We start from the raw sequence: 24,842 nt of genomic DNA, 5'->3' as shown, positions 1-24,842 counted from the left end.
TGAGGCGACCTCCGTCGCAGCACTACACTGCTGCCTATATACGCGTTCAGGCCCACAGCGTCGTGCGCTTCACGCGGCTAAGCCCCTCCTCCGCCTGCGGCCGTCGGGACGGCCGTCCGCATGCTTTGGACTTGTGAGGACTCACGTGAGCTCGAAACCCGTCGTACTCATCGCTGAAGAGCTGTCGCCCGCGACCGTGGACGCGCTTGGCCCGGACTTCGAGATCCGGCACTGCAACGGAGCGGACCGAGCCGAGCTGCTCCCCGCCATCGCCGACGTCGACGCCATCCTGATCCGCTCGGCCACCAAGGTCGACGCCGAGGCGATCGCCGCCGCGCACAAGCTGAAGGTCGTCGCACGAGCCGGCGTCGGCCTGGACAACGTCGACGTCTCCGCCGCCACCAAGGCCGGCGTGATGGTCGTCAACGCCCCCACCTCCAACATCGTGACCGCCGCCGAGCTGGCCTGCGGTCTCCTCCTCGCCACCGCCCGCCACATCCCGCAGGCCAACGCCGCGCTGAAGAACGGCGAGTGGAAGCGCAGCAAGTACACCGGCGTGGAGCTGGCCGAGAAGACCCTCGGCGTGGTCGGCCTCGGCCGGATCGGCGCGCTCGTCGCCCAGCGCATGTCCGCGTTCGGGATGAAGGTCGTCGCCTACGACCCCTACATCCAGCCCGCCCGCGCCGCCCAGATGGGCGTCAAGGTGCTGTCGCTGGACGAGCTGCTCGAGGTCTCCGACTTCATCACCGTGCACCTGCCGAAGACCCCCGAGACGGTCGGTCTGATCGGCGACGAGGCGCTGCGCAAGGTCAAGCCGACCGTGCGGATCGTCAACGCCGCGCGCGGCGGGATCGTCGACGAGGAGGCGCTGTACTCCGCCCTCAAGGAGGGCCGGGTCGCCGGTGCCGGTCTCGACGTGTACGCGAAGGAGCCCTGCACGGACTCCCCGCTGTTCGAGTTCGACCAGGTCGTCTCCACCCCGCACCTCGGCGCCTCCACCGACGAGGCCCAGGAGAAGGCCGGTATCGCCGTCGCCCGCTCGGTGCGCCTCGCCCTCGCCGGTGAGCTCGTGCCGGACGCGGTCAACGTCCAGGGCGGTGTCATCGCCGAGGACGTCAAGCCGGGCCTGCCGCTCGCCGAGCGCCTCGGCCGGATCTTCACCGCGCTCGCCGGCGAGGTCGCGGTCCGCCTCGACGTCGAGGTCTACGGCGAGATCACCCAGCACGACGTGAAGGTGCTGGAGCTGTCCGCCCTCAAGGGTGTCTTCGAGGACGTCGTCGAGGAGACGGTCTCCTACGTCAACGCGCCCCTGTTCGCCCAGGAGCGCGGGGTCGAGGTGCGTCTGACCACCAGCTCCGAGTCGGCCGACCACCGCAACGTCGTGACCGTGCGCGGCACGCTCTCCGACGGCGAGGAGGTGTCGGTCTCCGGCACGCTGGCCGGTCCGAAGCACCTCCAGAAGATCGTCGCGGTCGGCGACTACGACGTCGACCTCGCCCTCGCCGACCACATGGTCGTCCTCAAGTACGAGGACCGTCCCGGTGTCGTCGGCACCGTCGGCCGGATCTTCGGCGAGGCGGGCATCAACATCGCCGGGATGCAGGTCGCCCGTGCGGCGGCGGGCGGCGAGGCGCTCGCCGTCCTCACCGTCGACGACACGGTGCCCTCCGGGGTGCTGAACGAGGTCGCCACGGAGATCGGTGCGACGTCGGCCCGTGCGGTGAACCTGGCCTAGCGGCCGGCAGTCCTCACACACGAACGCCGGACGGGCTGAACCAGCCCGTCCGGCGTTCGTTGTGTCACCGTCACTTCACACGGATCCTCCGCAGCGTCACCGTCGCCGCCACCGCCGCCCCCGTCAGCAGCACCGCCCCGGCGATCGCAGCGCCCTGCATTCCGCTGGTGAACGCCTCCCGCGCGGCCGTGGCCAGGCCGGGGACCCGGTCGGCGACCGCCAGCGCGCCGCCCAGTGTCTCGCGGGCCGGGGCGGGGGCCGAGGACGGGATCTCGTGGCGGTAGATCGCCGTGCCGATGGAGCCGAGGACCGCCATGCCCAGGGCGCCGCCGAACTCGGCGCCGGTCTCCAGCAGGGAGGAGGCGGAGCCCGCGCGCTCGGCCGGGGCCGCGCCCATCGCCAGGTCCGTCATCTGGGAGATGACCATGACGATTCCGGAGGCGAGGACCCCGCAGGCGGTCAGCACGAGCCACATCGAGTCGGTTCCGGCGAGCGCGAGCAGGGCGTACCCGGTGGCCGCGATCGCGAAGCCCGACGTCACGACGTGGGCCCGGTGGACGCCCTTGTGGACCAGCGCGGTGGCCAGCGGGGCGGCCATGCCGATCGGCACCGACGGGAGCAGCGCCCACAGGGCCGCCTCCAGCGCGCTCCGGCCGAGCACCGACTGCAGGTACTGCGTGGTGAACAGGGCCGAGCCCATCATCCCGAACGAGGAGACGAGGTTCAGGACGACCGCGGGACCGAAGCCGGGGCCGCGGAACAGGGCCGGGGAGATCATCGGGTGCGCGGCGGTGCGCTGACGGTGGACGAAGAGGGTGGCGAAGAGCAGGCCGACGGTGATCGAGACGACGTACTGCGGGTGCCAGCCCTCGGAGGGGATCTCCTTCAGGCCGTAGACGACGGGGAGCACGGCGGCCATCGAGAGCGGGACGCTCGGCCAGTCGAAGCGGCCGGGGTCCGGGTCCTTCGACTCGGGCAGCAGGACGGGGCCGAGGACCAGCAGCAGCGCCATCGCGGGCAGGTTGACGAGGAAGACCGAGCCCCACCAGAAGTACTCGACGAGGATCCCGCTCATCACCGAACCGAGCGCCACGCCGGCCGTCATGACCCCCGACCACAGGCCGATCGCCTTCGCGCGCTGCGCCGGATCACTGAACATCGTGCGGATCAGGGCCATCGTCGACGGCATCAGGGTGGCTCCGCCGACGCCGAGGAGCGCGCGGGCGGCGATCAGGGTCTCGGCGCTGTCCGCGTAGGCCGCTAGCAGGGAGGCCGCGCCGAAGGCGGTGGCACCGGCGAGCAGGAGCCGACGTCGGCCGATGTGGTCGCCGAGCGAGCCCATCGTCATCAGCAGTCCGGCCAGGACGAACGCGTAGATGTCGAAGATCCACAGCTGCTGGGTGCCGCTCGGTTCGAGGTCCGCGTTGATCGCGGGGATCGCGAAGTAGAGGACCGAGACGTCCATCGAGACCAGCAGCAGCGGAAGCATCAGGACGCCGAGGGCGGTCCATTCCCGGCGGCCTGCGCGTCCGGGCGGGGGTGTGGTGGTGCTCGTCGAGTTCGTCGTCGAGTGCGTCATGCCAAGGAATGTACGGGCGTCTTAAACGCTTGTCTAGAACGAATGTATAAGTCATGCGTATGGGACGTCTGTATGGATCGGCGGTAGGGTGGCGGCATGGGACACCGTGAGGATCTGCTCGAAGGCGCCAAGCGCTGCCTGCTGGAGAAGGGGTTCGTGCGCACCACCGCGCGCGACATCGTGAAGGAGTCGGGGACCAACCTCGCCTCGATCGGCTACCACTACGGCTCGAAGGACGCCCTGCTCACCCAGGCTTTCGTGGAGCTGGTCCAGGAGTGGGGGGAGAGCTTCGACCCGGCCGCGCAGCGCGACGCGGCCGACGGGGGCACGGTGGAGCGGTTCCACGACGTATGGGCGCGGATGCTGGCGTCCACGGACGCGTTCCGGCCCGTCTGGGCGGCCAGCCTGGAGATCGCCACCCAGGGCGAGCGCCTGCCCGAGCTGCGCAAGCTGCTGGCCGAGGCGCAGACCGAGGGGCGCTCAGGCCTCGTCGCCATGTTCACGGGCCGCGACGAGGCCACGCTCGACGAGCACACCGTCCGGACCCTCGGCGGCTTCTACCAGGCGCTGCTCAACGGGCTGATGGTCCAGTGGCTCTTCGACCCGGCGAGCGCGGTCTCGGCGGACGACCTGACGGCCGGCCTCCGCCAGGTCATCGAGGCCGCCACCGAGAAGTGACCCGCCGCTCCGGGAGTCGGGGCGCCGCCCGGTCGCTCACCGGTCGGCACCGGCCGGCCGCGGAGTTCGGAGGGGTCAGAGTCGGGCTGCCTTGAGTGTCATGTGGAGCAGCAGCCGGTCCTCGCCGTCGTCGAGGTCCAGGCCCGTGAGCTGTTCGACGCGCGACAGCCGGTAGTACAGGGTCTGCCGGTGGATACCGAGCGCCGCCGCCGTGCGGCCCGCCTGGCCCGCGCAGTCGAGATAGACCTCGGCGGTGCGGGCGAGTTCGTGGTGGGCGGGGGTCAGCAGGGGGCGTACCGCGGGGTCGTCAGCGGTGTCCGGGGACAGCGAGGTCAGCAGCCGGAACGGGCCGACCGACGCCCACCGGGCGACCGGCCCGAGCCGGGGTTCCGCGAGCGCGGCCCGCGCCGCCCCCGACGCCTCCCGCCAGGCGACCCCGAGCCCGCCCAGCCCCGGCCGCCCCACCGCGACCCCACCGACCCGTCCGCCCGCCCCACCCGCGAAGCCGGTGGCATCCCCCGCCCGCTCCAGCAACCGTCCCGCCACCGAGGTCGCCGGGGTCAGGACCTCCGGTGAGCGCAGGCGTACCAGGACCGCCAGACAGCGGGACGTCGAGCCCCACGGGGCCGTGCACAGGGCCGTCGCCCCCGGGAGGGTGCGCAGTGACGGGGCGTCGTCGGGGGTGGTGGCCGGCCAGGGGGCCACGCAGATCAGCGTGTGCGGGACGTCCGCGCGGACGCCGAGAGCGGTGCGGAGTTCCGCCAGGGCGGCGTCGTACGGCCAGCCGGGCTCGGCGGTCAGCACCGCCCGCAGCTCCCGGGTGAGGTCGGCCCCGTGCTGGGCCTCGTCGGCGAGCAGCGCGCCGATCCGCACGGTCACCTCCATCGCCGCCGCGAGCTGCCCCTCCGAGGGCCCGGGGTCGTCGGCGAGCAGCCAGACGTAACCGAGGACGACCCCCCGATGCCGCACGGGGAGACAGACCCGGCCCCGGTTCACGCCCGCCTCCGGGGTCGGCGGGATACGGACCGGGCCGGTGGCGCGGGTGATGCCGAAGCCCTCGAACCAGGTGCGCACCGCCGCCGTGGAGCGCCGGGTCAGGATCGAGCGGGCCCGCACCGGGTCCAGCGCGGACGCGTCCAGCTCGTCCTCGCTGTCGTACGCCCCGAACGAGATCAGCTCGAAGTCCCGGTTCTCCAGCGTCGCGGGAGCGCCCAGCAGCTCCGAGATCTCATCGACCAGCTCTTGGTAGTCACCTTGGTAATCGGCGGTCACCTGGGCATTCTCCCTCAGTCCCGCAGGCCTTCATACATCTGTCTGAGATCTGCGGCACGGATGCGTGACAGCTGTCGATGGCTGACGATCGGAGGGATCCTTAGGTTTCACGGTGGTTCTATCTGCTGGTTTGTGGAGGTGCCCCGTGCTGGGTCCCGTGATTCTTGCCGCGTCGCGCAGCGACCGGATGCGACGCCTGATCTCGGCGGCCCCGGTGACCAGGCAGGTCGTCGACCGCTTCATCCCCGGTGAGACCGTGGACGACATCCTCCCGATCATCGAGGAGCTCACCTCCCGCGGTCTGGACCTGACGATGGACGTCGTCGGCGAGGACATCACCACCCCCGAGCAGGCCACCGCCGCCCGGGACGCGTATCTGACGCTCATCGACCGGCTGCGGGAGCTGGAGCTCGGCGAGCGCGTCGAGATGTCCGTCAAGCTGTCGATGTTCGGCCAGGCGCTGGCCGGCGGTCACGAACTGGCGCTCGCGAACGTCCGCCCGGTCGTCGAGGCCGCCGCCCGGATCGGTACGACGGTCACGCTGGACGCGGAGGACCACACCACCCTCGACTCGATGTTCGCGATCCACGAGGAGCTGCGGAAGGACTTCCCGCAGACCGGGTGCGTCATCCAGGCCTACCTCTTCCGCACCGAGGCCGACGCCCGCCGCCTCGCCGCGGCCGGCAGCCGCGTCCGGCTCGTGAAAGGCGCGTACAAGGAGCCCGCCGAGGTCGCCCACCAGCACAAGCACGAGATCGACAAGGCGTACGTGCGGGTCCTGAAAACCCTGATGGAGGGCGAGGGGTACCCGATGATCGGCTCCCACGACCCCCGGCTGATCTCCATCGCCCAGGAGCTCGCCCACCGGGCCGGCCGCAAGTTCGACGAGTACGAGTTCCAGATGCTGTACGGCATCCGCGGCGACGAGCATCTCCGGCTCGCCGCCGAGGGCCACCGCATGCGCGTCTACACCGCCTACGGGACCGACTGGTACGGCTACTTCATGCGCCGTCTCGCGGAGAAGCCGGCGAACCTGCGCTTCTTCGCCCGCAGCATGATCAGCACCGGCTGAACCCGAACACCCGCTCACGTACAAGGAGTTACGGAACCCATGGACGCTGTGACCCAGGTCCCCACCCCCGTCAACGAGCCGGTGCGCGGCTACGCCCCCGGTTCGCCCGAGCGTGCCCGGCTGGAGGCCAGGCTCAAGGAACTGGCCGACAATCCCCTCGACCTGACCTGCACCATCGGCGGTGAGCGGCGGATGGGCGGCGGCGACGCGTTCGAGGTGGTCCAGCCGCACAACCACCGGGCCGTGATCGGCACCTACCGCAACGCCACCCAGGCGGACGCGCGGGACGCCATCGACGCGGCCCTCGCCGCCGCGCCCGCCTGGCGCGCGATGTCCTTCGACGACCGCGCCGCGATCATCCTGCGCGCCGCCGAACTCCTCGCCGGCCCCTGGCGCGAGACGATCGCCGCCTCCACCATGCTCGGCCAGTCCAAGACCGTGCAGCAGGCCGAGATCGACACGCCCTGCGAGCTCGTCGACTTCTGGCGCTTCAACGTCCACTACGCCCGCCAGATCCTCGCCGAGCAGCCCCCGGCCAACTCCCCGGGCGTGTGGAACCGCCTCGACCACCGCCCGCTGGAGGGCTTCGTCTACGCGATCACCCCGTTCAACTTCAGCGCGATCGCGGGCAACCTGCCCACCGCCCCCGCCCTGATGGGCAATGTCGTCGTCTGGAAGCCGTCGCCGACCCAGACCCACGCGGCCGTCCTGCTCATGCGGCTCCTCGAGGAGGCCGGTCTGCCCAAGGGCGTCATCAACCTCGTCACCGGTGACGGCATCGCCGTCTCCGAGGTCGCCCTCGCCCACCGCGACCTGGCCGGCATCCACTTCACCGGCTCCACCAAGACCTTCCAGTACCTGTGGAAGACGGTCGGCGCGAACATCGAGAAGTACCGCTCCTACCCGCGTCTGGTCGGCGAGACCGGCGGCAAGGACTTCGTCGTCGCCCACCCGAGCGCCGACCGCGCCGTCCTGAAGACCGCCCTCACCCGCGGCGCCTTCGAGTACCAGGGCCAGAAGTGCTCCGCGACCTCCCGCGCCTACATCCCGGCGTCGATCTGGAACTCCGGCTTCAAGGAGGAGTTCGCCGCCGAGGTCGACCACCTCAGCATGGGGGACGTCACCGACCTGTCGCACTTCATCGGCGCCGTCATCGACGAGCGCGCCTTCGCCAAGAACAAGGCCGCCATCGACCGCGCCCACGCCGACCCGACCTGCACCGTCGTCGCCGGCGGCACCTACGACGACTCGGTCGGCTACTTCGTCCGTCCGACCGTCGTCGAGTGCACCGACCCCGAGAACGAGGTCTTCACCACCGAGTACTTCGGCCCGTTCCTCGCCGTGCACGTCTACGAGGACGAGAAGTACGACGAGATGCTCACCCAGATGGAGTCGGTCTCCGCCTACGCCCTCACCGGCTCGGTGATCTCCGGCGACCGCGCGGCGACCGCGTACACCATGGAGAAGCTGCGCTACGCGGCCGGCAACTTCTACATCAACGACAAGTCGACCGGCGCCGTCGTCGGCCAGCAGCCCTTCGGCGGCGGCCGCGCCTCCGGTACGAACGACAAGGCCGGCGCCCCGCAGAACCTCACCCGCTGGACGCTGACCCGCGCCATCAAGGAGACCCTGGTCGCGCCGACCGACCACACCTACCCGCACATGGGCTGACCGCCCCGACGTACGGAACGGGCCGGGTCCGTCGGGGACCCGGCCCGTTCCGGCACGCTGACGCCCGGTGGAGAGCGTGACCGCCGACGACGGAGTCGGGCTGTGGGCGGCCTCGGCCGACGGCACGGGCTCTGGGACATGTTCCCTGGCGTACCCGGGCACGCCGGCCCCGCACGCCGCATGCGTCGCCCTCGACGTGCCGGTGCTGATCGTCGACGGCGCCCAGGACATCCGGCCCCGCTCGGCGGTGGACTCCCCGGAGCGCGCGCCGCCCCACGGCTTCCGGACGGCCGTGGTACCGGCGCTGCGCTAGCCCGGCATCTCCGTCCGCTCCCACCACTCGTACACGGGCAGCCGGCCCTGAGGCGAGTCCGCCTGGCGGCCGGTGGGCCGGAAGTGCTCGTAGCCGTTGCGGAGCTCGATCTTCAGGTCCGCACCGGGTGTCGTGATCGGGACGATCCGCTCGGGCAGATCGTCCGGGCCGCCCTCGAGGACCGCCTTCGCCGCGTTGCTCATGCCCTCACCGTTCCCGCTGCCGAAGACGCTGTCGCGTCCCCGGCCCAGGATCAGCCGTGTGGGCGATCATCGCAGGTCAGCCGGGTGTGACCCCATCCGGCGTCTCAGATAGTAGGAAGTCCGAGTAATTGTGCAGACAGCGGCGCGCTCCTCGCTTAGCTTTGTAGGAGCCGAACGTCTCGCTCGATCGAGCGAGGGCGGTCGAAAGCCGGGCCCGCGCAGGCAACCCCTGCGGCCCGTGCTCCCCGCCTGGGGGCAGCTCCCACGCCCATTAGGCAGTGGGGGAGTCTCGTACACCTTTCCGCACTCCCTGGTTCCTTCGAAGGAGTCGATTCCCCATGGCCGAGACGACCGTCCGCCGCCGAGTCCGCCACACCTCCCCCGCGAGCGAGTCCGACCGCAAGCAGGCCGCCGCCGCCCTCCAGCGCGCCCTCGACCGCCGCGACAACGGCGGCGAGACCGGCCACCTGTAGGCACCGCTCACCCCGCATTCCGGGAGCCGCACCCGCACGGGGCGCGGCGCGGGGCCCGAACGGGACTTCAGGCCCCGCGCCGCACCTCGAACCGGTCGATGCGCCGGCCGTCCTCCGCGAGCGCCGACACCGTCAGCCGCGCCGAAGGCCCGCCGGTCGCCTCCACCGACAGGAACGAGAAACCCCGGTAGCGCACCCGCGACCACTCCACGGTCTCCGCCGCGTTCTCGCGCGAGCGCGTCCAGTGGAAGGATTCCACCGCGTCGCGGTCGCGGACATGGCCCTCGTAGCTCTCCGGCGCGTCCGCCGGGAAGCCGTACAGATCACGGCCGCCGCCGCCCGCCGTGACGTACACGGTCCCGTCCCGTGTCGGATCCGTGGATCCCCCGACGGGGACGGTCCGGCCGACGCGTCCGCCCTTCAGCGCGTCCGTGCGCTCGTAGACGTGGTTGTGCCCGTTGACCACCAGATCCACCTGGTACCGGTCGAACAGCGGCTGCCACTCGGCCCGCACCCCGCCGTCCGAGGCGTGCGCCGAGGTCGAGTAGGCGCAGTGGTGGAAGAAGACCACGACGAAGTCGACGTCGGCCGAGGCCCGCAGCGCGGCCAGCGTCCGCTTCAGCCACGCCGTCTGCCGGCCCTGTGTGCAGCCCAGGTTCGCGGGGATCTCGTACGACACGTCGTTCGCGTCCAGCGCCACCACGCCCACGTTGCCGTAGGTGAACGTGTACACGCCCGGGGCGGTGCGCGGGTCGAAGCCGGTGTCCGGCAGGGAGAAACGGGCGAGCTGGCCGCCGTAGCCGTCGGGGGAGTACCAGGCCTCCATGTCGTGGTTGCCGGTCGTCACCATCCACGGCACCGACCGTGCCACCGGCTCGCTCTGCTTCAGGAAGGCGTCCCAGGCGGTCGGGTCGTAGCCGTCCGTCTTCTCGCCCCTGCCGGTCCCGTCGGCGTAGCAGATGTCACCGGCGTGCAGATGGAAGGCGGGTGCCGCCTTCAGCAGCAGCCGGTCGATCGCGGCGGCCGACCGGCCCACCCCCTGGTCGCCGAACGCGGTGAACACGAACCGCTCGGCGCCGGCCGGTGCCGTACGGAACGAGGTGATCGTGGCCCGGTGGTCCGCGTCGGCCGGGTCGAAGCCGTCGTGGCCGACGCCGTAGTAGTACGTCGTTCCGGGCAGCAGGTCGGACAGCGAGGCGTGCACGTAGTACTGGTCGAGCGCCGTGCGCACCCCCTCCACCCCCGGGGTGTGCAGCACCCGCACCTCGGCCTTCACCTTGTCGCCCAGGTCGTCGGGCCGTGTGCCGATCCGGATGTACGGCTCGCGCACGGCGGCCGGGACCTGCCAGGAGATCCGCATCCCGGTGCGCGGGTCCGCGCCGAAGGCGAGATGGCGGCCGAAGGGCACGGCCGAGGAGCGCTCCGTGGACCGCAGGGCGGGTGCGGACGATGTCCTCGGCGCGGGGGAGTCCGCCCCGCACCCCGTCAGCAGCCCGCCCGCCGCCACCGCCCCCGCCGACACCAGCGTGCGGCGCCTGGTCAGTTTCGTGCGCAGGTACTCGTACTGCTCCGCCATGCTCATCCCGTGGGCGAGGCGGGGCGGGATGCCGACATCCGGTGTCTCCATGCGTCCGAAGCTTCCCTGCTCCCCCAACGCCTGTCCTGCGTACGGGTGAACGCCGTCCGAAGGGAACCCCGCCCTCGCCCGTCCGGGTGTCCGTATGGCGGACCGAGCGTGTCATTCCATGGGACCAGGAGTACGGTGCCGACATGTCTCGCAGCATCAATCTCGCAGTGATCCCCGGTGACGGCATCGGCCAGGAGGTCGTGGCCGAAGGTCTGAAGGTCCTCTCCGCCGTCCTTCCGCAGGATGTGAAGCTGGAGACCAAGGAGTACGACTTCGGCGCCCGGCGCTACCACGCCACCGGTGAGACCCTCACCGACGACGACATCGCCGCGCTCAAGCAGCACGACGCGATCCTGCTCGGCGCGATCGGCGACCCGTCGGTCCCGTCCGGCGTCCTGGAGCGCGGCTTCCTGCTCAAGCTCCGCTTCGCCTTCGACCACCACGTCAACCTGCGGCCCTCGAAGCTGCTGCCCGGCGTCGACACCCCGCTCAAGGGCCAGCCGGCCATCGACTTCGTCGTGGTCCGCGAGGGCACCGAGGGCCCGTACACCGGCAACGGCGGCACCATCCGCAAGGGCACCGAGCACGAGGTCGCCACCGAGGTCTCGGTGAACACCGCCTTCGGTGTCGAGCGTGTCGTGCGGGACGCCTTCGCCCGCGCCCAGGCCCGTCCGCGCAAGAAGCTCACCCTCGTCCACAAGAACAACGTGCTGGCCTTCGCCGGTCACCTGTGGACGAACGTCTTCACCAAGGTCGCCGCGGAGTTCCCCGAGGTCAGCACCGACTACATCCACGTCGACGCGGCCACCATCTACCTGGTCACCGACCCGGGCCGGTTCGACGTCATCGTCACCGACAACCTCTTCGGCGACATCATCACCGACCTCGCCGCGGCCGTCTCCGGCGGCATCGGCGTCGCGGCCTCCGGCAACATCAACCCGTCCGGCGAGTTCCCGTCGATGTTCGAGCCCGTCCACGGCTCGGCCCCCGACATCGCAGGCCAGGGCAAGGCCGACCCGACCGCCACGGTCCTGTCCGTCGCCCTCCTCCTGCGCCACCTCGGCTACGAGACCGAGGCCGCGCGCATCGACGAGGCCGTCTCCGCCGACCTCGCGGAGCGCACCGGCAAGCCCGCCCGCAGCACGTCCGAGATCGGCGACGCGCTGTCCGTACGAGTAGCCGGCTGACCCCGCCGCCACTCGAAATCTTTCGAAGCCGCCGGGTCGCATCCGCACCCGGCGGCTTCCGCATGTCCCCGCCGGGTGAAACCATCAGCCCCGGGTCGCATTCACGCCGTTTTCTTCCCGCCGCGCCGCTTGCGATAATCGAACGCGGAGCCGCGGAATGAGGCAATGCTCGGACGTCCTACTACTGGCCACCGGCCGTACGGGCGTGAGCGCGGCCCGTCACTACAACCGGTGAAGGACAACCACTCATGACGACGCCCACGATCGAGCTCAAGCCCTCCGCCAGCCCCACCGCCGCCGCCGAGCGCGAGGCGGTCCTGGCGAACCCCGGGTTCGGCCGCCACTTCACCGACCACATGGTGACGATCAAGTGGACCGAGGGCCGCGGCTGGCACGACGGCCAGCTCGTCCCCTACGCGCCGATCCCGCTCGACCCGGCGACCAACGTCCTGCACTACGCCCAGGAGATCTTCGAGGGCCTCAAGGCCTACCGCCGCCCCGACGGCTCCGTCGCCACCTTCCGCCCGGATCAGAACGCCAGGCGTTTCCAGCGCTCCGCCCGCCGTCTCGCCATGCCCGAGCTTCCCGTCGAGACCTTCATCGAGGCCTGTGACGTCCTGGTCGCCCAGGACAAGGACTGGGTGCCCGCGCACGGTGGCGAGGAGTCCCTCTACCTGCGCCCCTTCATGATCGCCACCGAGGTCGGGCTGGGCGTGAAGCCGGCCAACGAGTACCTCTTCCTCGTCATCGCCTCCCCGGCCGGCGCCTACTTCCCCGGCGGCGTGAAGCCCGTCTCCATCTGGGTCTCCGAGGACCACGTCCGCGCCGTCCCCGGCGGCATGGGCGACGCCAAGACCGGCGGCAACTACGCCGCCTCCCTGCTCGCCCAGGCCGAGGCCGCCGCGCAGGGCTGCGCCCAGGTCTGCTACCTCGACGCGGTCGAGCGCAAGTGGGTCGAGGAACTCGGCGGAATGAACCTGTACTTCGTCTACGGCAACAAGATCATCACGCCCTCGCTGACCGGGTCCATCCTGGAGGGCGTCACCCGTGACTCCCTGCTCAGCGTCGCCCGCGACCTCGGCTACGAGGCCGAGGAGGGCCGGGTCTCCGTCGACCAGTGGCAGCGCGACTCCGAGAACGGCACCCTGACCGAGGTCTTCGCCTGCGGCACCGCCGCCGTCATCACCCCGGTCGGCACGGTCAAGCGCACCGGCGCCGAGTGGCAGCAGTCGGGCGGCGAGCCCGGCGAGGTCACCCTGAGGCTCCGCCGGGCCCTGCTGGACATCCAGCGCGGCACGGCCGAGGACCGCCACGGCTGGATGCACCCGCTGGGCTAGGGGGTGTTTCGAAAGTCCGCACAGCACCGGCGGCGCCCGGCACGTACTCGCGCCGCACCGGCCGAAACCCCGAGTACGTCCAGTACGAGGGCTTGCGTCCGGCACGCCGAGAGCACGCACCGGACACCGCGGGCACCGCACAGGACTTTCGAAACACCCCCTGGTCGCCCCGCTGGGCCGGCCACCCCGCCCTCCCTTCCACAGGGCCGCTCCCGACACCGGGGGCGGCCCTGCCGTGTGTCCGGCCCGGTGCGTCGGCCAACCGGGCGGGGGACGGGGGGAACGGCATGGTGCGCGCAGACCTCGCGAGGCGCGGTCGGAGACCGGTGGCCCGGAGCCGGGCAGGGGAGAGCGCAGGGACGACCTTTCAGCCGCCCGCGCGCCCAGGGGCTCCCCCGGCCGCCGACGCGGACGGGGGAGCCGCCACAGGGGCCGGGATGCCCGGCGACGATTTTGAGCGTCACTCAAACAAACCCCCGAGAAGCCTTACGATCTCCATGGCAAGCCACTTAGAGTGGCGTTCGAACCATCGGAGGTCAACGTGAGACTCACCCCCACGGAACGCGACCGCCTGCTGCTCTTCGGCGCCGCCGAACTGGCCCGGGCCCGCCGCGCCCGGGGCCTCAGGCTGAACGTCCCGGAGGCGACCGCCCTCGTCGCGGACACGGTCTGCGAGGCGGCCCGGGACGGGCTGCGGCTGGCCGAGGCCGTCGAGCGCGCCCGCTCGGTGCTCGGCCCGGACGACGTCCTGCCGGGCGTGGCGGACGTCGTCACCGAGGTGCACGTCGAGGCCGTCTTCGACGACGGCTCACGGCTCGCGGTGGTCTGCGACCCGATCGGCGGCGGACTCGGCGACCGCGCCCCCGGCGCCCTGCTGCCCGGCCAGGGGTACGACGAGCCCGGGGCGGCGATCCGGCTGACGGTGACCAACACCGCGACCGTGCCCGTCTCCGTCACCTCCCACTTCCACTTCTTCGAGGCCAACCCGCGGCTCGACTTCGACCGTTCGGCCGCCTACGGCATGCGGCTGGCCGTGCCCGCGGGCTCGTCGGTGCGGTTCGGGCCGGGGGAGTCGCTGGAGGTCGGGCTCGTGCCGATCGGCGGCGCCCGGGTCGCCGTCGGCTTCGCCGGACTCGTCGACGGTCCGCTCGACGCACCCGGCGCCCGCGCGAGGGCGCTGCGTCACGCCGCCGCCTGCGGCTACCTCGGCGTACCGCAGGCCCCCGGCCGGCAGGACGCACGATGAGCCGCCCCGGAGGCCACCCCGCCGAGGCCCGCCGCCTCACCCCGTACGAGTACGCCGCCACCCACGGCCCCCGCGCCGGCGACCGCGTCCGCCTCGGCGACTCGGGGCTGGTCGTGCGCGTCGAGTCCGACTCCCAGCTCCCCGGCGACGAGTTCCTCGCCGGGTTCGGCAAGACCGCCCGCGACGGACTGCATCTGAAGGCCGCCGCCGTCCGCGACACCTGTGACGTCGTGATCAGCAACGTCGTGGTGATCGACGCCGTCCTCGGTGTGCGCAAGGTGTCCATCGGCATCCGCGAGGGCCGGATCCACGCGATCGGGCGGGCCGGGAACCCCGACACCCTCGACGGGGTCGACGTCGTCGTCGGCACCGGGACCTCCATCGTCTCCGGCGAGGGGCTGATCGCCACCGCCGGGGCCGTCGACACCCATGTCCATCTGCTGTCGCCGCGGATCATGGAGGCCTCGCTGGCCTCCGGCGTCACCACGATCATCGGGCAGGAGTTCGGCCCGGTCTGGGGTGTCGGCGTCAACTCGCCCTGGGCGCTGCGGCACGCCTTCGGCGCGTTCGACGCCTGGCCGGTCAACATCGGCTTCCTGGGCCGGGGTTCCTCCTCCCACGACGCGCCCCTGACCGAGGCGCTGGCCGAGGGCGGCGCCTGCGGCTTCAAGGTGCACGAGGACATGGGCGCCCACACCAGGGCGCTGGACACCGCCCTCAGGGTCGCCGAGGAGCACGACGTCCAGGTCGCCCTGCACAGCGACGGCCTGAACGAGTGTCTCTCCGTCGAGGACACCCTCCGGGTCCTGGAGGGCCGCACCATCCACGCCTTCCACATCGAGGGCTGCGGCGGCGGACACGTCCCCAACGTGCTGAAGATGGCGGGCGTCCCGAACGTCATCGGCTCCTCCACCAACCCGACCCTCCCCTTCGGCCGGGACGCCGTCGCCGAGCACTACGGCATGATCGTCTCCGTCCACGGCCTGAAGACCGACCTGCCCGGCGACGCCGCCATGGCCCGCGACCGCATCCGCGCCGGCACCATGGGCGCCGAGGACGTCCTGCACGACCTGGGCGCGATCGGCATCACCTCCTCCGACGCGCAGGGCATGGGCCGGGCGGGCGAGACCGTCCGCCGTACCTTCGCCCTGGCCGGGAAGATGAAGGCCGAGCTCGGCGCCCCGGACGACGGTCACGACAACGAGCGCGTCCTGCGGTACATCGCCAAGCTCACCATCAACCCCGCCCTGGCGCACGGCCTCGCGCACGAGGTCGGCTCGATCGAGCCCGGCAAGCTCGCCGACATCGTGCTGTGGCGCCCGGAGTACTTCGGCGCCAAGCCGCAGCTCGTCCTCAAGGCCGGCTTCCCGGCGTACGGCGTGACCGGCGATCCGGGCGCGGCCACCGACACCTGCGAACCGCTCGTCCTGGGCCCGCAGTTCGGGGCGTACGGCGCCACGCCCGCCGACCTCTCCGTGGCCTTCGTCGCCCGAGCGGCCCTCGACCAGGGCCACGACGGGATGCCGACCCGCCGCCGCCGGGTCGCCGTCCGCGGCACCCGCGGGATCGGCCCGGCCGACCTGCGCCGCAACTCCCGTACCGGAGCGGTCGACGTGGACGCGCGCACCGGCCTGGTCACCCTCGACGGCGAGCCCCTGCGCTCCCCGGCGGCCCAGTCCGTCTCCCTGAACCGCCTGTACTTCCTCTGAGACCTCTTCCTCCGAAGGACACCGGACATGACCACACCCGCCGCCGACGGCTTCCGCATGCCCGCCGAGTGGACCCCGCACGAACGCACCTGGATGGCCTGGCCGGGACCCAACCCCACCTTCGCCGACGACGAGGACCTCGCCGCCGCCCGCGCCGCCTGGGCGCGGGTCGCCCGCACCGTCCGCCGCTTCGAGCCGGTCACGGTGGTGTGCGGGCCGGGCCAGTCGGCGCAGGCCGTCTCCCTGCTGGGCGAGGGCGTCGACGTCGTCGAACGCGACCTCGACGACGCCTGGATGCGGGACATCGGCCCCACGTTCCTGACCCGCCCCGACGGTGAACTCGCCGCCGTCGACTGGACGTTCAACGGCTGGGGCGCCCAGCACTGGGCCCGCTGGGACCACGACGCGAAGATCGCCGCGAGTGTCGCCGACCTCGCGGGGGCGCGGACGTACGCCTCGAAGCTGGTCAACGAGGGCGGCGCGATCCATGTCGACGGCGAGGGCACGGTGCTGCTGACGGAGACCGTGCAGCTCGGCCCGGAACGCAACCCGGGCCGGACCCGCGAGGAGGTCGAGGCCGAGGTCCACGCCATGCTCGGCACCCGCAAGGCGATCTGGCTGCCGCGCGGGCTGACCGCCGACTACCCCCCGCACGGCTACGGCACCCTCGGCCACGTCGACATCGTCGCCGCCTTCGCCGCGCCCGGCGTGGTCGTCGCCCACCGGCAGCCCGACCCGGCCCACCCCGACCACGCCATCACCCAGGAGGTCATCGGCATCCTGAGCGCCCAGACCGACGCCCGGGGCCGCCGTCTGCAGGTCGTCGACGTCCCCGCCCCCACGGTCCTGGAGGCCGAGGGGCACTGGGCCGACTACTCTTACATCAATCACTACCTCTGCAACGGCGGAGTCGTCCTGTGCGGCTTCGACGACCCGCGCGACGAACTCGCCGCCGACATCTTCCGCCGTCTCTTCCCCGACCGCGCGGTCACCCTGGTCGACGCCCGTACGATCTTCGCCGGCGGTGGAGGCATCCACTGCATCACCCAGCAGCAGCCGAAGGCAGCCACCGTATGAGCCCGACCCGGCGCACCCCGGCCCCACCGCGGGAACGCATCCTCGCCGCGGCCATGGCGATGATCGCCCGACTCGGCCTGGAGAAGCTCACCATGGCCGGGCTCGGACGCGAGGTGGGGATGAGCAGCGGGCACCTCCTCTACTACTTCCACTCCAAGGACGAACTGCTGCTGCAGACGCTGGAGTGGAGCGAGGGACGGCTGGGCGCCGAGCGGGCGCGCCTGCTGACCGTGCCCGGGAGCGCGCGCGACCGGCTCGACGCGTACGTCGATCTCTACGTCCCCGACGGGCACCGCGACCCGCACTGGACGCTCTGGCTGGAGGTCTGGAACCGCTCGCAGAACGCCGACGACGCCGCCCGCGACCGGCAGGCCGCGATCGAGGGCGCCTGGCACCGCGACCTGGTGGCCCTGCTCGCTGAAGGGGCGTCGCGCGGCGAGTTCCGCCCGGTCGACCCCGACCGGTTCGCGGCCCGGCTGCGGGCCCTGCTGGACGGCTTCTCCATCCATGTGGCGATCGGACTGCGCGGCACGGACCGGGAGCAGGTGCTGGCGCACGTACGGGAGTTCCTGGACGCCGCGCTGCTCGCATCCTGAGACACCCGGCTCAGGGCGGTCCGGCTTGTGCCAAACTGCCCCCGTGCTCTCGTTCGCCACGATTATTGGCAGCAGGCGCGCCGGTCCGCAGTGACCGCCACGTACGACCAGGTACGGGTGGCCACCGTCGTCCTCGACCCGCGCGCAGACCTCTCGCACCCGCGAGAGGTTTTTCGCTTTTCTGGCCCACCCGCAGCCGGGAGCGAGCGCACGAGGGACCATGGGGACGGTGGAGCCGGTCATTCCGGTAAGACCGAAGATCCACAACAGGAGCCTTGAGACCATGACCGAGACGGCAACCAGCGAGCTCGACGACTCGTTCCACGTCTTCGACACCACCCTGCGCGACGGCGCCCAGCGGGAGGGCATCAACCTCACCGTCGCCGACAAGCTCGCGATCGCACGGCACCTGGACGACTTCGGCGTCGGCTTCATCGAGGGCGGCTGGCCCGGCGCCAACCCCCGCGACACCGAGTTCTTCGCCCGCGCCCAGCAGGAGATCGACTTCAGGCACGCCCAGCTCGTCGCCTTCGGCGCGACCCGCCGCGCGGGTGCCAAGGCCTCCGAGGACCCTCAGGTCAAGGCGCTCCTGGACTCGGGCGCCGGGGTGATCACCCTGGTCGCCAAGTCCCACGACCGGCATGTGGAGCTGGCCCTGCGCACCACCCTGGACGAGAACCTGGAGATGGTCCGCGACACCGTGTCCTTCCTGAAGGACCAGGGCCGCCGGGTCTTCGTCGACTGCGAGCACTTCTTCGACGGCTACCGCGCCAACCCCGAGTACGCCAAGGCGGTCGTGCGCGCCGCCTCGGAGGCCGGCGCCGATGTCGTCGTCCTGTGCGACACCAACGGCGGCATGCTCCCCGCCCAGGTCCAGGCGGTCGTCTCCACCGTCCTCGCCGACACCGGCGCCCGGCTCGGCATCCACGCCCAGGACGACACGGGCTGCGCGGTCGCCAACACCCTCGCCGCCGTGGACGCGGGCGCCACCCATGTGCAGTGCACGGCCAACGGCTACGGCGAGCGCGTCGGCAACGCCAACCTCTTCCCGGTCGTCGCCGCCCTGGAACTGAAGTACGGCAAGAAGGTCCTCCCCGAGGGCCGGCTCCGCGAGATGACCCGGATCTCCCACGCCATCGCCGAGGTCGTGAACCTCACGCCCTCCACCCACCAGCCCTACGTCGGTGTCTCCGCCTTCGCCCACAAGGCCGGCCTGCACGCCTCCGCCATCAAGGTCGACCCCGACCTCTACCAGCACATCGACCCCGAGCTGGTCGGCAACACCATGCGCATGCTGGTCTCCGACATGGCGGGCCGTGCCTCGGTCGAGCTCAAGGGCAAGGAACTCGGTGTCGACCTCGGCGGCGACCGCGAGCTGGTCGGCCGGGTCGTCGAGCGGGTCAAGGAGCGCGAGCTCAAGGGCTACACGTACGAGGCGGCCGACGCGTCCTTCGAGCTGCTGCTGCGCACCGAGGTCCAGGGCGGCAAGCCGCTGCGCTACTTCGAGACGGAGTCCTGGCGGGCCATCGTCGAGGACCGCCCCGACGGCACCCACGCCAACGAGGCCACGGTCAAGCTGTGGGCCAAGGGCGAGCGGATCGTCGCCACCGCCGAGGGCAACGGCCCGGTGAACGCCCTCGACCGGACCCTGCGGGTGGCGCTGGAGAAGATCTACCCCCAGCTCGCCAAGTTCGACCTGGTCGACTACAAGGTCCGCATCCTCGAGGGCGTCCACGGCACCGAGTCCACCACCCGGGTCCTGATCTCCACGACCGACGGGGCCGGCGAGTGGTCCACGGTCGGTGTCGCGGAGAACGTCATCGCCGCCTCCTGGCAGGCCCTGGAGGACGCCTACACCTACGGCCTGCTGCGGGCGGGGGTCCAGCCCGCCGAGTGACCGGCGTCAGAACCCCCGCCACACGTTGTCGAAGGCGGCGTCCTCCACACGGCGCCGCTGCCGTACGGCCTCCAGCTCGGTCAGCGCCCCGTTGACCGCCGCGAGCACGGTCACCACCGCCTCGTCGGCCGGGACCGGGGGCTCGTCCGCCGCTCCCTCGGGGATGCCGAGAGCGGCGGCGAACGAGGCGAGCACGGGCTCGCGCGAGGTCCAGCGCTCGGCCGCGTGGGCCCGGTCCGGTGCCTCGGCGGCGACCTCGTGGCCGTTCCTCGGCGCCAGCAGCCGGTACCGGGGCCGGCCGGCCCGCTCCTGCGCGTCCAGTTCGTTGGCGTAGGCCTGGGCCAGGCCGTCCCCCCGGCGCCACAGCCAGTCCTCGACGGACTCGTACGGGGACTGCCGGACGAGGGCCGCCGCCGCCCCGTCCAGCAGCCGGTCGCCGGTGGCCGGCGGCAGCCCCGGCACGATGCGCTCGTCGTCCAGCGTGACCGCCTCGGCGGCGAGCAGGTCGACCAGCTCGGCCCCCGCGAGGGCCAGGGAGAGGTCGCCCCTCTCCACGGGCCGGGCGGACGGGACGTCGAGGGAGACGATCAGCAGATCCTGCGCAGTGGTCATGGCGGACTCCAGGTCGGTTGCCCCCATGATCCCTCCCTCACCGGCCCGGGGCGAGAACACGTCTTGACGGGCCCGCGGGGCCTTAGTTAACTCACGTCATGATCTAAGACATGAGTGAACCCGAGAGCCGAGGGAAGGTCCATGCCGAGAACCGCCCTGCTCGTCTCCACCGCCCTGTTCGCCGCTCTGCTGTCCCCGACCGCCGCCCACGCCGCCGCCGACCCCGCCCCGACCCCCGTCGACCGCTTCGAGGGTGAGGTCCCCTTCGCCTCCCAGCCCGCGGAGGGCATCTTCACCTGGGGCAGCGACGCCGACGACCCGCCCACGCTCCGGCTGGCCGACCGCGCCGACGCACCCGAGGGCGAGCGGGTCCTCACCGGCACCTACGCCATCAGCGGCTGGGGCGGCTTCACCCATGACTACGCCGCCACCGGGCCCGCCCGCGACTGGTCCGCCCACCAGGGCATCCGCTTCTGGTGGGAGGGGCGCGGCGACGGCCGAAGGATCGCCTTCGAGATCAAGGACGGCGGTGCCCACGGCGAGGCCTCCGAACTGTGGACGACGTCCTTCACCGACGACTTCACCGGCTGGAAGCGCGTCGAGATCCCCTTCACCGACTTCGCGTACCGCACCGACTACCAGCCGGTCGGCGGCATCGACCACGTCCTCGGGCTGACACGGATGTGGGGGTACGCGGTCACCCTCCCCACCGGGGCCGGCGGTGACTTCGCCCTCGACGGCGTCGAGCTCTACGGCCGCGCCGACCAGTCCCTGCGCGCCTCCGTCATCACCGACGCGGCCGTGTACCCGGTGACCGAGGGCGGCGCGGCGACGGTCCGGGTCACCCTCGCCACCACCGGCTCCGCCCCCGTCGACGAGCCCGTGACGGTGACCTACGAGACCGCCGGCGGCACCGCCACGCCCGGCCGGGACTACACCCCGGTCACCGGCGCCCTCACCTTCCCCGCGGGCACGGCGTCCGGGACCTCCCGCACGATCCGGATCCCGACCCTGAGGGACCGCACCGCCGAGGCCGCCGAGACGATCCCCCTGAAGCTGACGGTCACCGGCGCCAAGGCCCCCGCGGAGATTCCGCAGATCGTGGTCGACGCGCACGGACTGCCGTATCTGAACAGCAAGGCGCCGGTGCGGAAGCGGGTCGCCGACCTGCTCTCCCGGATGTCCCTCGCGGAGAAGGCCGGCCAGATGACCCAGGCCGAGCGCGGCGCGCTGACCGCACCGGGCGACATCGCCGCGTACGACCTCGGCTCGCTGCTGTCCGGCGGCGGCTCGACCCCCACGCCCAACACCCCCGAGGCCTGGGCGAGGATGATCGACGGCTTCCAACTCCGGGCGCGGGCGACGAGGTTCCAGATCCCGCTGATCTACGGCGTCGACGCCGTGCACGGCCACAACAACCTGGTCGGCGCCACGGTCATGCCGCACAACATCGGCATCGGGGCCACCCGCGATCCCCGACTCGCCCAACGCACGGGCGAGGTGACCGCCGCCGAGGTCCGCGCCACCGGTGTCCCCTGGGACTTCGCGCCCTGTCTCTGCGTCACCCGCGACGAACGCTGGGGCCGCTCCTACGAGTCCTTCGGTGAGGACCCGGCGCTCGTGGAGTCCATGGAAACGGTGATCCAGGGCCTCCAGGGCGCCCCGGACGGACGGGACCTGAAGGACGACGACAAGGTCCTGGCCACCGCCAAGCACTTCGTCGGCGACGGCGGCACCACCTACGGTTCCTCCACCACCGGCAGCTACACCATCGACCAGGGCGTCACCGAGGTCACCCGCGATCAGCTCGAGGCGATCCACCTCGCGCCGTACCAGGAGGCGGTCGACCGGGGGATCGGCACGGTCATGCCCTCGTACTCGTCCCTGGACATCGCCGGGGACGGGCAGGGCCCGGTCAAGATGCACGCCCGCGCCGACCTGATCAACGGCGTGCTGAAGGGCCGTATGGGCTTCGACGGGTTCGTCATCAGCGACTGGGCCGCCATCGACCAGCTCCCCGGCGACCTCGCCTCGGACGTCCGTACGTCGGTGAACGCGGGCCTGGACATGATCATGGTCCCGTACGCCTACCGGGACTTCACCCGGACCCTGATCGACGAGGTGACGGCCGGCCGGATCAGCGAGCGGCGGATCGACGACGCCGTCTCCCGCGTCCTCACCCAGAAGTTCCGCCTCGGCCTCTTCGAGCATCCCTACGCCGACACCACCGGGGCGGCGCGGATCGGCTCCCGGGAACACCGGGCCGTGGCACGGCAGGCGGCCGCCGAGTCCCAGGTACTGCTGAAGAACTCCGGCGGGCTGCTGCCCCTGAAGACGACGGAGAAGGTGTACGTCGCCGGATCCAACGCCGACGACATCGGCAACCAGACCGGCGGCTGGACGGTCACCTGGCAGGGCGCGTCCGGGAACACCACCCCCGGCACCACGATCCTCGGGGGGATGCGCGCGACGGGTGCGTCCGTCACCTACTCCCGGGACGCCTCCGCACCCCTGACCGGCTACGACGTCGGTGTGGTCGTCGTCGGCGAGACCCCGTACGCCGAGGGCGTCGGCGATGTCGGCAACGGCCACGACCTGGAGCTGAGCCCCGCCGACCGGGCGGCCGTGGACCGGGTGTGCGCGGCCATGAGGTGCGCGGTCCTGATCGTCTCCGGGCGCCCCCAACTGATCGGCGACCGGCTCGGCTCGATCGACGCCCTGGTCGCCTCCTGGCTGCCGGGCACCGAGGGGGACGGGGTGGCCGACGTGCTCTACGGCCGCCGCCCCTTCACCGGACGGCTCCCCGTGACCTGGCCCCGCTCCGAGACCCAGCTCCCGATCAACGTCGGCGACACGACGTACGACCCGCAGTACCCGTACGGCTGGGGTCTGACGACCCTGACGAAGACATCCGGGGGCGGACTGTCCACCCTGTACCGGCTGGCGGACACGGCCGCACGGGCGCACGGCGAGGGGGCGGGCCGCGGCGCCGTCGACCGGGCCCGCGAGATCGTCCAGCGGCACCTCGGCGACCGGATCACGGCCGCCTCCGCGAAACCCTTCGCCGAGGCCGACCATCTGCTGCTGAGCGGACGGTACGCGCAGGCGGTGCGCAAGCTGATCGCGGCGTATCGCGCCGGGTGACCCTTTTGGGGGGCTTCGGGTAGTTTCGAAGCATGAAGGGTGTCGTACGGCCCCGAAGCCTCCCCGTGCTGCTCGCGGCGCTGGCCCTGGCGTTCCTGACCGTGCTCGCCCCGCGCGCGGCGGCCGCGACCAGCGTGTCGAGGATCGCCGACGCCCTGCGCGAGAGCCCCGTCTACGTGGACCCGGCCGCGTCCGCCCAGCTCTCGGCGGCGGACGCGGACGCGCTGCGGCGCAGGATCGAGCACGCCGGCAAACCCCTGTTCGTCGCCGTCCTGCCGGCCGACTACCCGACCGCCCGGCTCTTCACCGACCTGCGCACGGCCACCGGGGTCACCGGTCTGTACGCGATCCGCCTCGGCGACCGCTTCGACGCCCGCGCCGACTCGGTCGTCCTGCCCCGCACGGCCGTCGGGAACCTGGTGGCCAGTGTCCAGGACGAGCCCGACGCCGCGTCCCAGCTCGGCGCCTTCACCGACCGGGCCCTCGTGAACATGGGCGGCTCGGCGCCCGCGAGCTGGGGCTCGTCCGACGGCGGGGGCGGGATCTCCACGGCGGCCCTGGTCACCGCGGGAGTCGTGGTCGTCGCGGGCGGGGCGGGCGCGTACACCCTGGTCCGCCGCAACCGCCGCCGCCACGAGGAGGAGCAGCGGGCGGCCCTGGAGAAGCTGCGGGTGGTGGTCGACGAGGACATCACCGCCTTCGGCGAGGAACTGGACCGCCTCGACTTCCACCCGGCCGAGGCGGGCGCCGACGACGCGATGCGCGCCGACTACGAACGCGCGCTGGACGCCTACGACCGGGCGAAGTCGGCCATGGCCGGGGCGAACAGACCGGAGGACGTGCGCGCCGTCACCGAGGCCCTGGAGGACGGCCGCTTCTCGCTCGCCCAGCTCGCCGCCCGGCGCGAGCGGCGGCCGCTGCCCGAACGCCGGCCGCCCTGCTTCTTCGACCCCCGTCACGGCCCCTCCGTGACGGACGCCGACTGGACCCCGCCCGGCGGCGCCCGGCGCGAGGTGCCGGTCTGCGCGGCCGACGCCACCCGGCTGGCGGACGGCCGCGATCCGGTGATCCGCGAGGTGGACAGCGACTACGGGCGCCGCCCCTACTGGGAGGCCGGCCCCGCCTACGGCCCCTGGGCGGGCGGCTACTTCGGCGGCGGCCTGCTGCCCGGCCTCCTCGTCGGCACCATGCTCGGCGGTCTGATGGCCACCCCGTCCTACGCGACCGACTACGGCACGGGCTACGGCGACTTCGGCGGCTACGACGGCGGCGACGTCTCGGGCGCCGACTTCGACCCGGGCGACTTCGGCGGCGACTTCGGAGGCGGCGACTTCGGCGGTGGCGGCGACTTCGGGGGCGGGGGCGACTTCGGGGGCGGGTTCTAGGGCGCCGGGCTGATCGCGCCGTCGGGGTT

The 24,842-nt window shown here is 72.2% G+C and carries 20 protein-coding genes; 15 read left to right on the top strand and 5 right to left on the bottom strand.

Annotation, left to right across the window (positions count from 1 at the left end; translation table 11 throughout):
* Nucleotides 1-145: 145 nt before the first annotated feature.
* Nucleotides 146-1,735, top strand: coding sequence for a phosphoglycerate dehydrogenase (serA, locus tag OG852_RS16125; protein WP_133915784.1), 1,590 nt, complete (start codon nucleotides 146-148; stop codon nucleotides 1,733-1,735).
* A 70-nt stretch (nucleotides 1,736-1,805) separates the two neighbouring features.
* Here serA and OG852_RS16120 read toward each other — a convergent pair whose 3' ends face one another.
* Complete coding sequence (locus tag OG852_RS16120; RefSeq protein WP_330348312.1) at nucleotides 1,806-3,314, bottom strand: MFS transporter; 1,509 nt, start codon at nucleotides 3,312-3,314, stop codon at nucleotides 1,806-1,808.
* A 96-nt stretch (nucleotides 3,315-3,410) separates the two neighbouring features.
* Here OG852_RS16120 and OG852_RS16115 point away from each other — a divergent pair, with 96 nt between their 5' ends.
* The gene (locus OG852_RS16115) at nucleotides 3,411-3,992 is read left to right on the top strand and encodes a TetR/AcrR family transcriptional regulator (protein WP_330348311.1); all 582 of its coding nucleotides are present in this window, start codon (nucleotides 3,411-3,413) and stop codon (nucleotides 3,990-3,992) included.
* Between the two features lie 75 nt (nucleotides 3,993-4,067).
* Here the strand turns inward: OG852_RS16115 and OG852_RS16110 are convergent, their stop codons facing one another.
* Complete coding sequence (locus OG852_RS16110; RefSeq protein ID WP_330348310.1) at nucleotides 4,068-5,264, bottom strand: PucR family transcriptional regulator; 1,197 nt, start codon at nucleotides 5,262-5,264, stop codon at nucleotides 4,068-4,070.
* A gap of 145 nt (nucleotides 5,265-5,409) precedes the next feature.
* Here OG852_RS16110 and OG852_RS16105 point away from each other — a divergent pair, with 145 nt between their 5' ends.
* The 3 genes from OG852_RS16105 (at nucleotide 5,410) to OG852_RS16095 (ending at nucleotide 8,320) form a co-directional block, all read left to right on the top strand.
* A complete protein-coding gene (locus OG852_RS16105; RefSeq protein WP_330348309.1) occupies nucleotides 5,410-6,336 on the top strand; it encodes a proline dehydrogenase family protein in 927 nt (308 codons plus the stop codon).
* Between the two features lie 39 nt (nucleotides 6,337-6,375).
* Complete coding sequence (gene pruA, locus OG852_RS16100; protein WP_133915789.1) at nucleotides 6,376-8,007, top strand: L-glutamate gamma-semialdehyde dehydrogenase; 1,632 nt, start codon at nucleotides 6,376-6,378, stop codon at nucleotides 8,005-8,007.
* A 67-nt stretch (nucleotides 8,008-8,074) separates the two neighbouring features.
* Complete coding sequence (locus tag OG852_RS16095; protein WP_330348308.1) at nucleotides 8,075-8,320, top strand: hypothetical protein; 246 nt, start codon at nucleotides 8,075-8,077, stop codon at nucleotides 8,318-8,320.
* On the opposite strand, the gene OG852_RS16090 is transcribed toward OG852_RS16095, so the two are convergent.
* The gene (locus OG852_RS16090) at nucleotides 8,317-8,523 is read right to left on the bottom strand and encodes a DUF5988 family protein (protein WP_133915790.1); all 207 of its coding nucleotides are present in this window, start codon (nucleotides 8,521-8,523) and stop codon (nucleotides 8,317-8,319) included. The two genes, OG852_RS16095 and OG852_RS16090, sit on opposite strands and share 4 nt — an antisense overlap.
* A gap of 338 nt (nucleotides 8,524-8,861) precedes the next feature.
* Between OG852_RS16090 and OG852_RS16085 the strand changes: the two genes are divergently transcribed.
* Nucleotides 8,862-8,996 (top strand): hypothetical protein, encoded by a 135-nt coding sequence (locus tag OG852_RS16085; RefSeq protein ID WP_133915791.1) that lies wholly within the window; start codon nucleotides 8,862-8,864, stop codon nucleotides 8,994-8,996.
* A 67-nt stretch (nucleotides 8,997-9,063) separates the two neighbouring features.
* Here OG852_RS16085 and OG852_RS16080 read toward each other — a convergent pair whose 3' ends face one another.
* Nucleotides 9,064-10,623, bottom strand: a complete 1,560-nt coding sequence (locus tag OG852_RS16080; protein WP_330348307.1) for a purple acid phosphatase family protein — start codon at nucleotides 10,621-10,623, stop codon at nucleotides 9,064-9,066.
* A gap of 143 nt (nucleotides 10,624-10,766) precedes the next feature.
* On the opposite strand from OG852_RS16080, the gene OG852_RS16075 reads away from it, so the two are divergent.
* The 7 genes from OG852_RS16075 (at nucleotide 10,767) to cimA (ending at nucleotide 19,672) form a co-directional block, all read left to right on the top strand.
* The gene (locus tag OG852_RS16075; RefSeq protein WP_133915793.1) at nucleotides 10,767-11,810 is read left to right on the top strand and encodes a 3-isopropylmalate dehydrogenase; all 1,044 of its coding nucleotides are present in this window, start codon (nucleotides 10,767-10,769) and stop codon (nucleotides 11,808-11,810) included.
* A 248-nt stretch (nucleotides 11,811-12,058) separates the two neighbouring features.
* Nucleotides 12,059-13,147, top strand: coding sequence for a branched-chain amino acid aminotransferase (locus OG852_RS16070; RefSeq protein ID WP_133915794.1), 1,089 nt, complete (start codon nucleotides 12,059-12,061; stop codon nucleotides 13,145-13,147).
* 541 nt (nucleotides 13,148-13,688) lie between these two features.
* A complete protein-coding gene (ureA, locus tag OG852_RS16065) occupies nucleotides 13,689-14,393 on the top strand; it encodes an urease subunit gamma (RefSeq protein ID WP_133915795.1) in 705 nt (234 codons plus the stop codon).
* Nucleotides 14,390-16,102, top strand: a complete 1,713-nt coding sequence (locus OG852_RS16060) for an urease subunit alpha (protein ID WP_330348306.1) — start codon at nucleotides 14,390-14,392, stop codon at nucleotides 16,100-16,102. The genes ureA and OG852_RS16060 overlap by 4 nt, the downstream gene beginning before the upstream one ends.
* A gap of 27 nt (nucleotides 16,103-16,129) precedes the next feature.
* Nucleotides 16,130-17,179 carry an agmatine deiminase family protein gene (locus tag OG852_RS16055; RefSeq protein WP_133915797.1) on the top strand — a complete coding sequence of 350 codons (1,050 nt, stop codon included), beginning with the start codon at nucleotides 16,130-16,132 and terminating at the stop codon, nucleotides 17,177-17,179.
* Nucleotides 17,176-17,775: a TetR/AcrR family transcriptional regulator gene (locus OG852_RS16050; RefSeq protein WP_330348305.1), complete on the top strand. Its 600-nt coding sequence runs from the start codon at nucleotides 17,176-17,178 to the stop codon at nucleotides 17,773-17,775. Before OG852_RS16055 ends, OG852_RS16050 begins: the two co-directional genes overlap by 4 nt.
* 283 nt (nucleotides 17,776-18,058) lie before the next feature.
* Nucleotides 18,059-19,672, top strand: a complete 1,614-nt coding sequence (cimA, locus tag OG852_RS16045; RefSeq protein WP_133915799.1) for a citramalate synthase — start codon at nucleotides 18,059-18,061, stop codon at nucleotides 19,670-19,672.
* Nucleotides 19,673-19,678: 6 nt separating this feature from the next.
* Here the strand turns inward: cimA and OG852_RS16040 are convergent, their stop codons facing one another.
* Nucleotides 19,679-20,284, bottom strand: a complete 606-nt coding sequence (locus OG852_RS16040) for a GOLPH3/VPS74 family protein (protein WP_133915895.1) — start codon at nucleotides 20,282-20,284, stop codon at nucleotides 19,679-19,681.
* Nucleotides 20,285-20,425: 141 nt separating this feature from the next.
* On the opposite strand from OG852_RS16040, the gene OG852_RS16035 reads away from it, so the two are divergent.
* Nucleotides 20,426-23,428, top strand: a complete 3,003-nt coding sequence (locus OG852_RS16035; protein WP_330348304.1) for a glycoside hydrolase family 3 protein — start codon at nucleotides 20,426-20,428, stop codon at nucleotides 23,426-23,428.
* 32 nt (nucleotides 23,429-23,460) lie between these two features.
* Entirely contained in the window at nucleotides 23,461-24,813 is a 1,353-nt protein-coding gene (locus OG852_RS16030) for a hypothetical protein (protein WP_330348303.1), read from the top strand.
* Nucleotides 24,814-24,842: the final 29 nt, after the last annotated feature.

The sequence above is a fragment of the Streptomyces sp. NBC_00582 genome, from assembly GCF_036345155.1.
In the GTDB taxonomy this organism is placed as follows: domain Bacteria; phylum Actinomycetota; class Actinomycetes; order Streptomycetales; family Streptomycetaceae; genus Streptomyces.
The sequence above is the reverse complement of the archived record's forward strand: the minus strand, read 5'-3'. Positions and strand labels throughout refer to the sequence as shown.

Excerpts from the sequence above, each read along its gene's own strand:
- OG852_RS16075 (WP_133915793.1), top strand. The coding sequence starts at position 10,767 with ATGTCTCGCAGCATCAATCTCGCAGTGATCCCCGGTGACGGCATCGGC.
- OG852_RS16120 (WP_330348312.1), bottom strand. The coding sequence starts at position 3,314 with ATGACGCACTCGACGACGAACTCGACGAGCACCACCACACCCCCGCCC.
- OG852_RS16080 (WP_330348307.1), bottom strand. The coding sequence starts at position 10,623 with ATGGAGACACCGGATGTCGGCATCCCGCCCCGCCTCGCCCACGGGATG.
- OG852_RS16055 (WP_133915797.1), top strand. The coding sequence starts at position 16,130 with ATGACCACACCCGCCGCCGACGGCTTCCGCATGCCCGCCGAGTGGACC.
- pruA (WP_133915789.1), top strand. The coding sequence starts at position 6,376 with ATGGACGCTGTGACCCAGGTCCCCACCCCCGTCAACGAGCCGGTGCGC.
- OG852_RS16070 (WP_133915794.1), top strand. The coding sequence starts at position 12,059 with ATGACGACGCCCACGATCGAGCTCAAGCCCTCCGCCAGCCCCACCGCC.
- OG852_RS16030 (WP_330348303.1), top strand. The coding sequence starts at position 23,461 with ATGAAGGGTGTCGTACGGCCCCGAAGCCTCCCCGTGCTGCTCGCGGCG.
- OG852_RS16115 (WP_330348311.1), top strand. The coding sequence starts at position 3,411 with ATGGGACACCGTGAGGATCTGCTCGAAGGCGCCAAGCGCTGCCTGCTG.
- OG852_RS16060 (WP_330348306.1), top strand. The coding sequence starts at position 14,390 with ATGAGCCGCCCCGGAGGCCACCCCGCCGAGGCCCGCCGCCTCACCCCG.
- OG852_RS16035 (WP_330348304.1), top strand. The coding sequence starts at position 20,426 with ATGCCGAGAACCGCCCTGCTCGTCTCCACCGCCCTGTTCGCCGCTCTG.
- OG852_RS16090 (WP_133915790.1), bottom strand. The coding sequence starts at position 8,523 with ATGAGCAACGCGGCGAAGGCGGTCCTCGAGGGCGGCCCGGACGATCTG.
- cimA (WP_133915799.1), top strand. The coding sequence starts at position 18,059 with ATGACCGAGACGGCAACCAGCGAGCTCGACGACTCGTTCCACGTCTTC.
- OG852_RS16040 (WP_133915895.1), bottom strand. The coding sequence starts at position 20,284 with ATGACCACTGCGCAGGATCTGCTGATCGTCTCCCTCGACGTCCCGTCC.
- OG852_RS16085 (WP_133915791.1), top strand. The coding sequence starts at position 8,862 with ATGGCCGAGACGACCGTCCGCCGCCGAGTCCGCCACACCTCCCCCGCG.
- OG852_RS16050 (WP_330348305.1), top strand. The coding sequence starts at position 17,176 with ATGAGCCCGACCCGGCGCACCCCGGCCCCACCGCGGGAACGCATCCTC.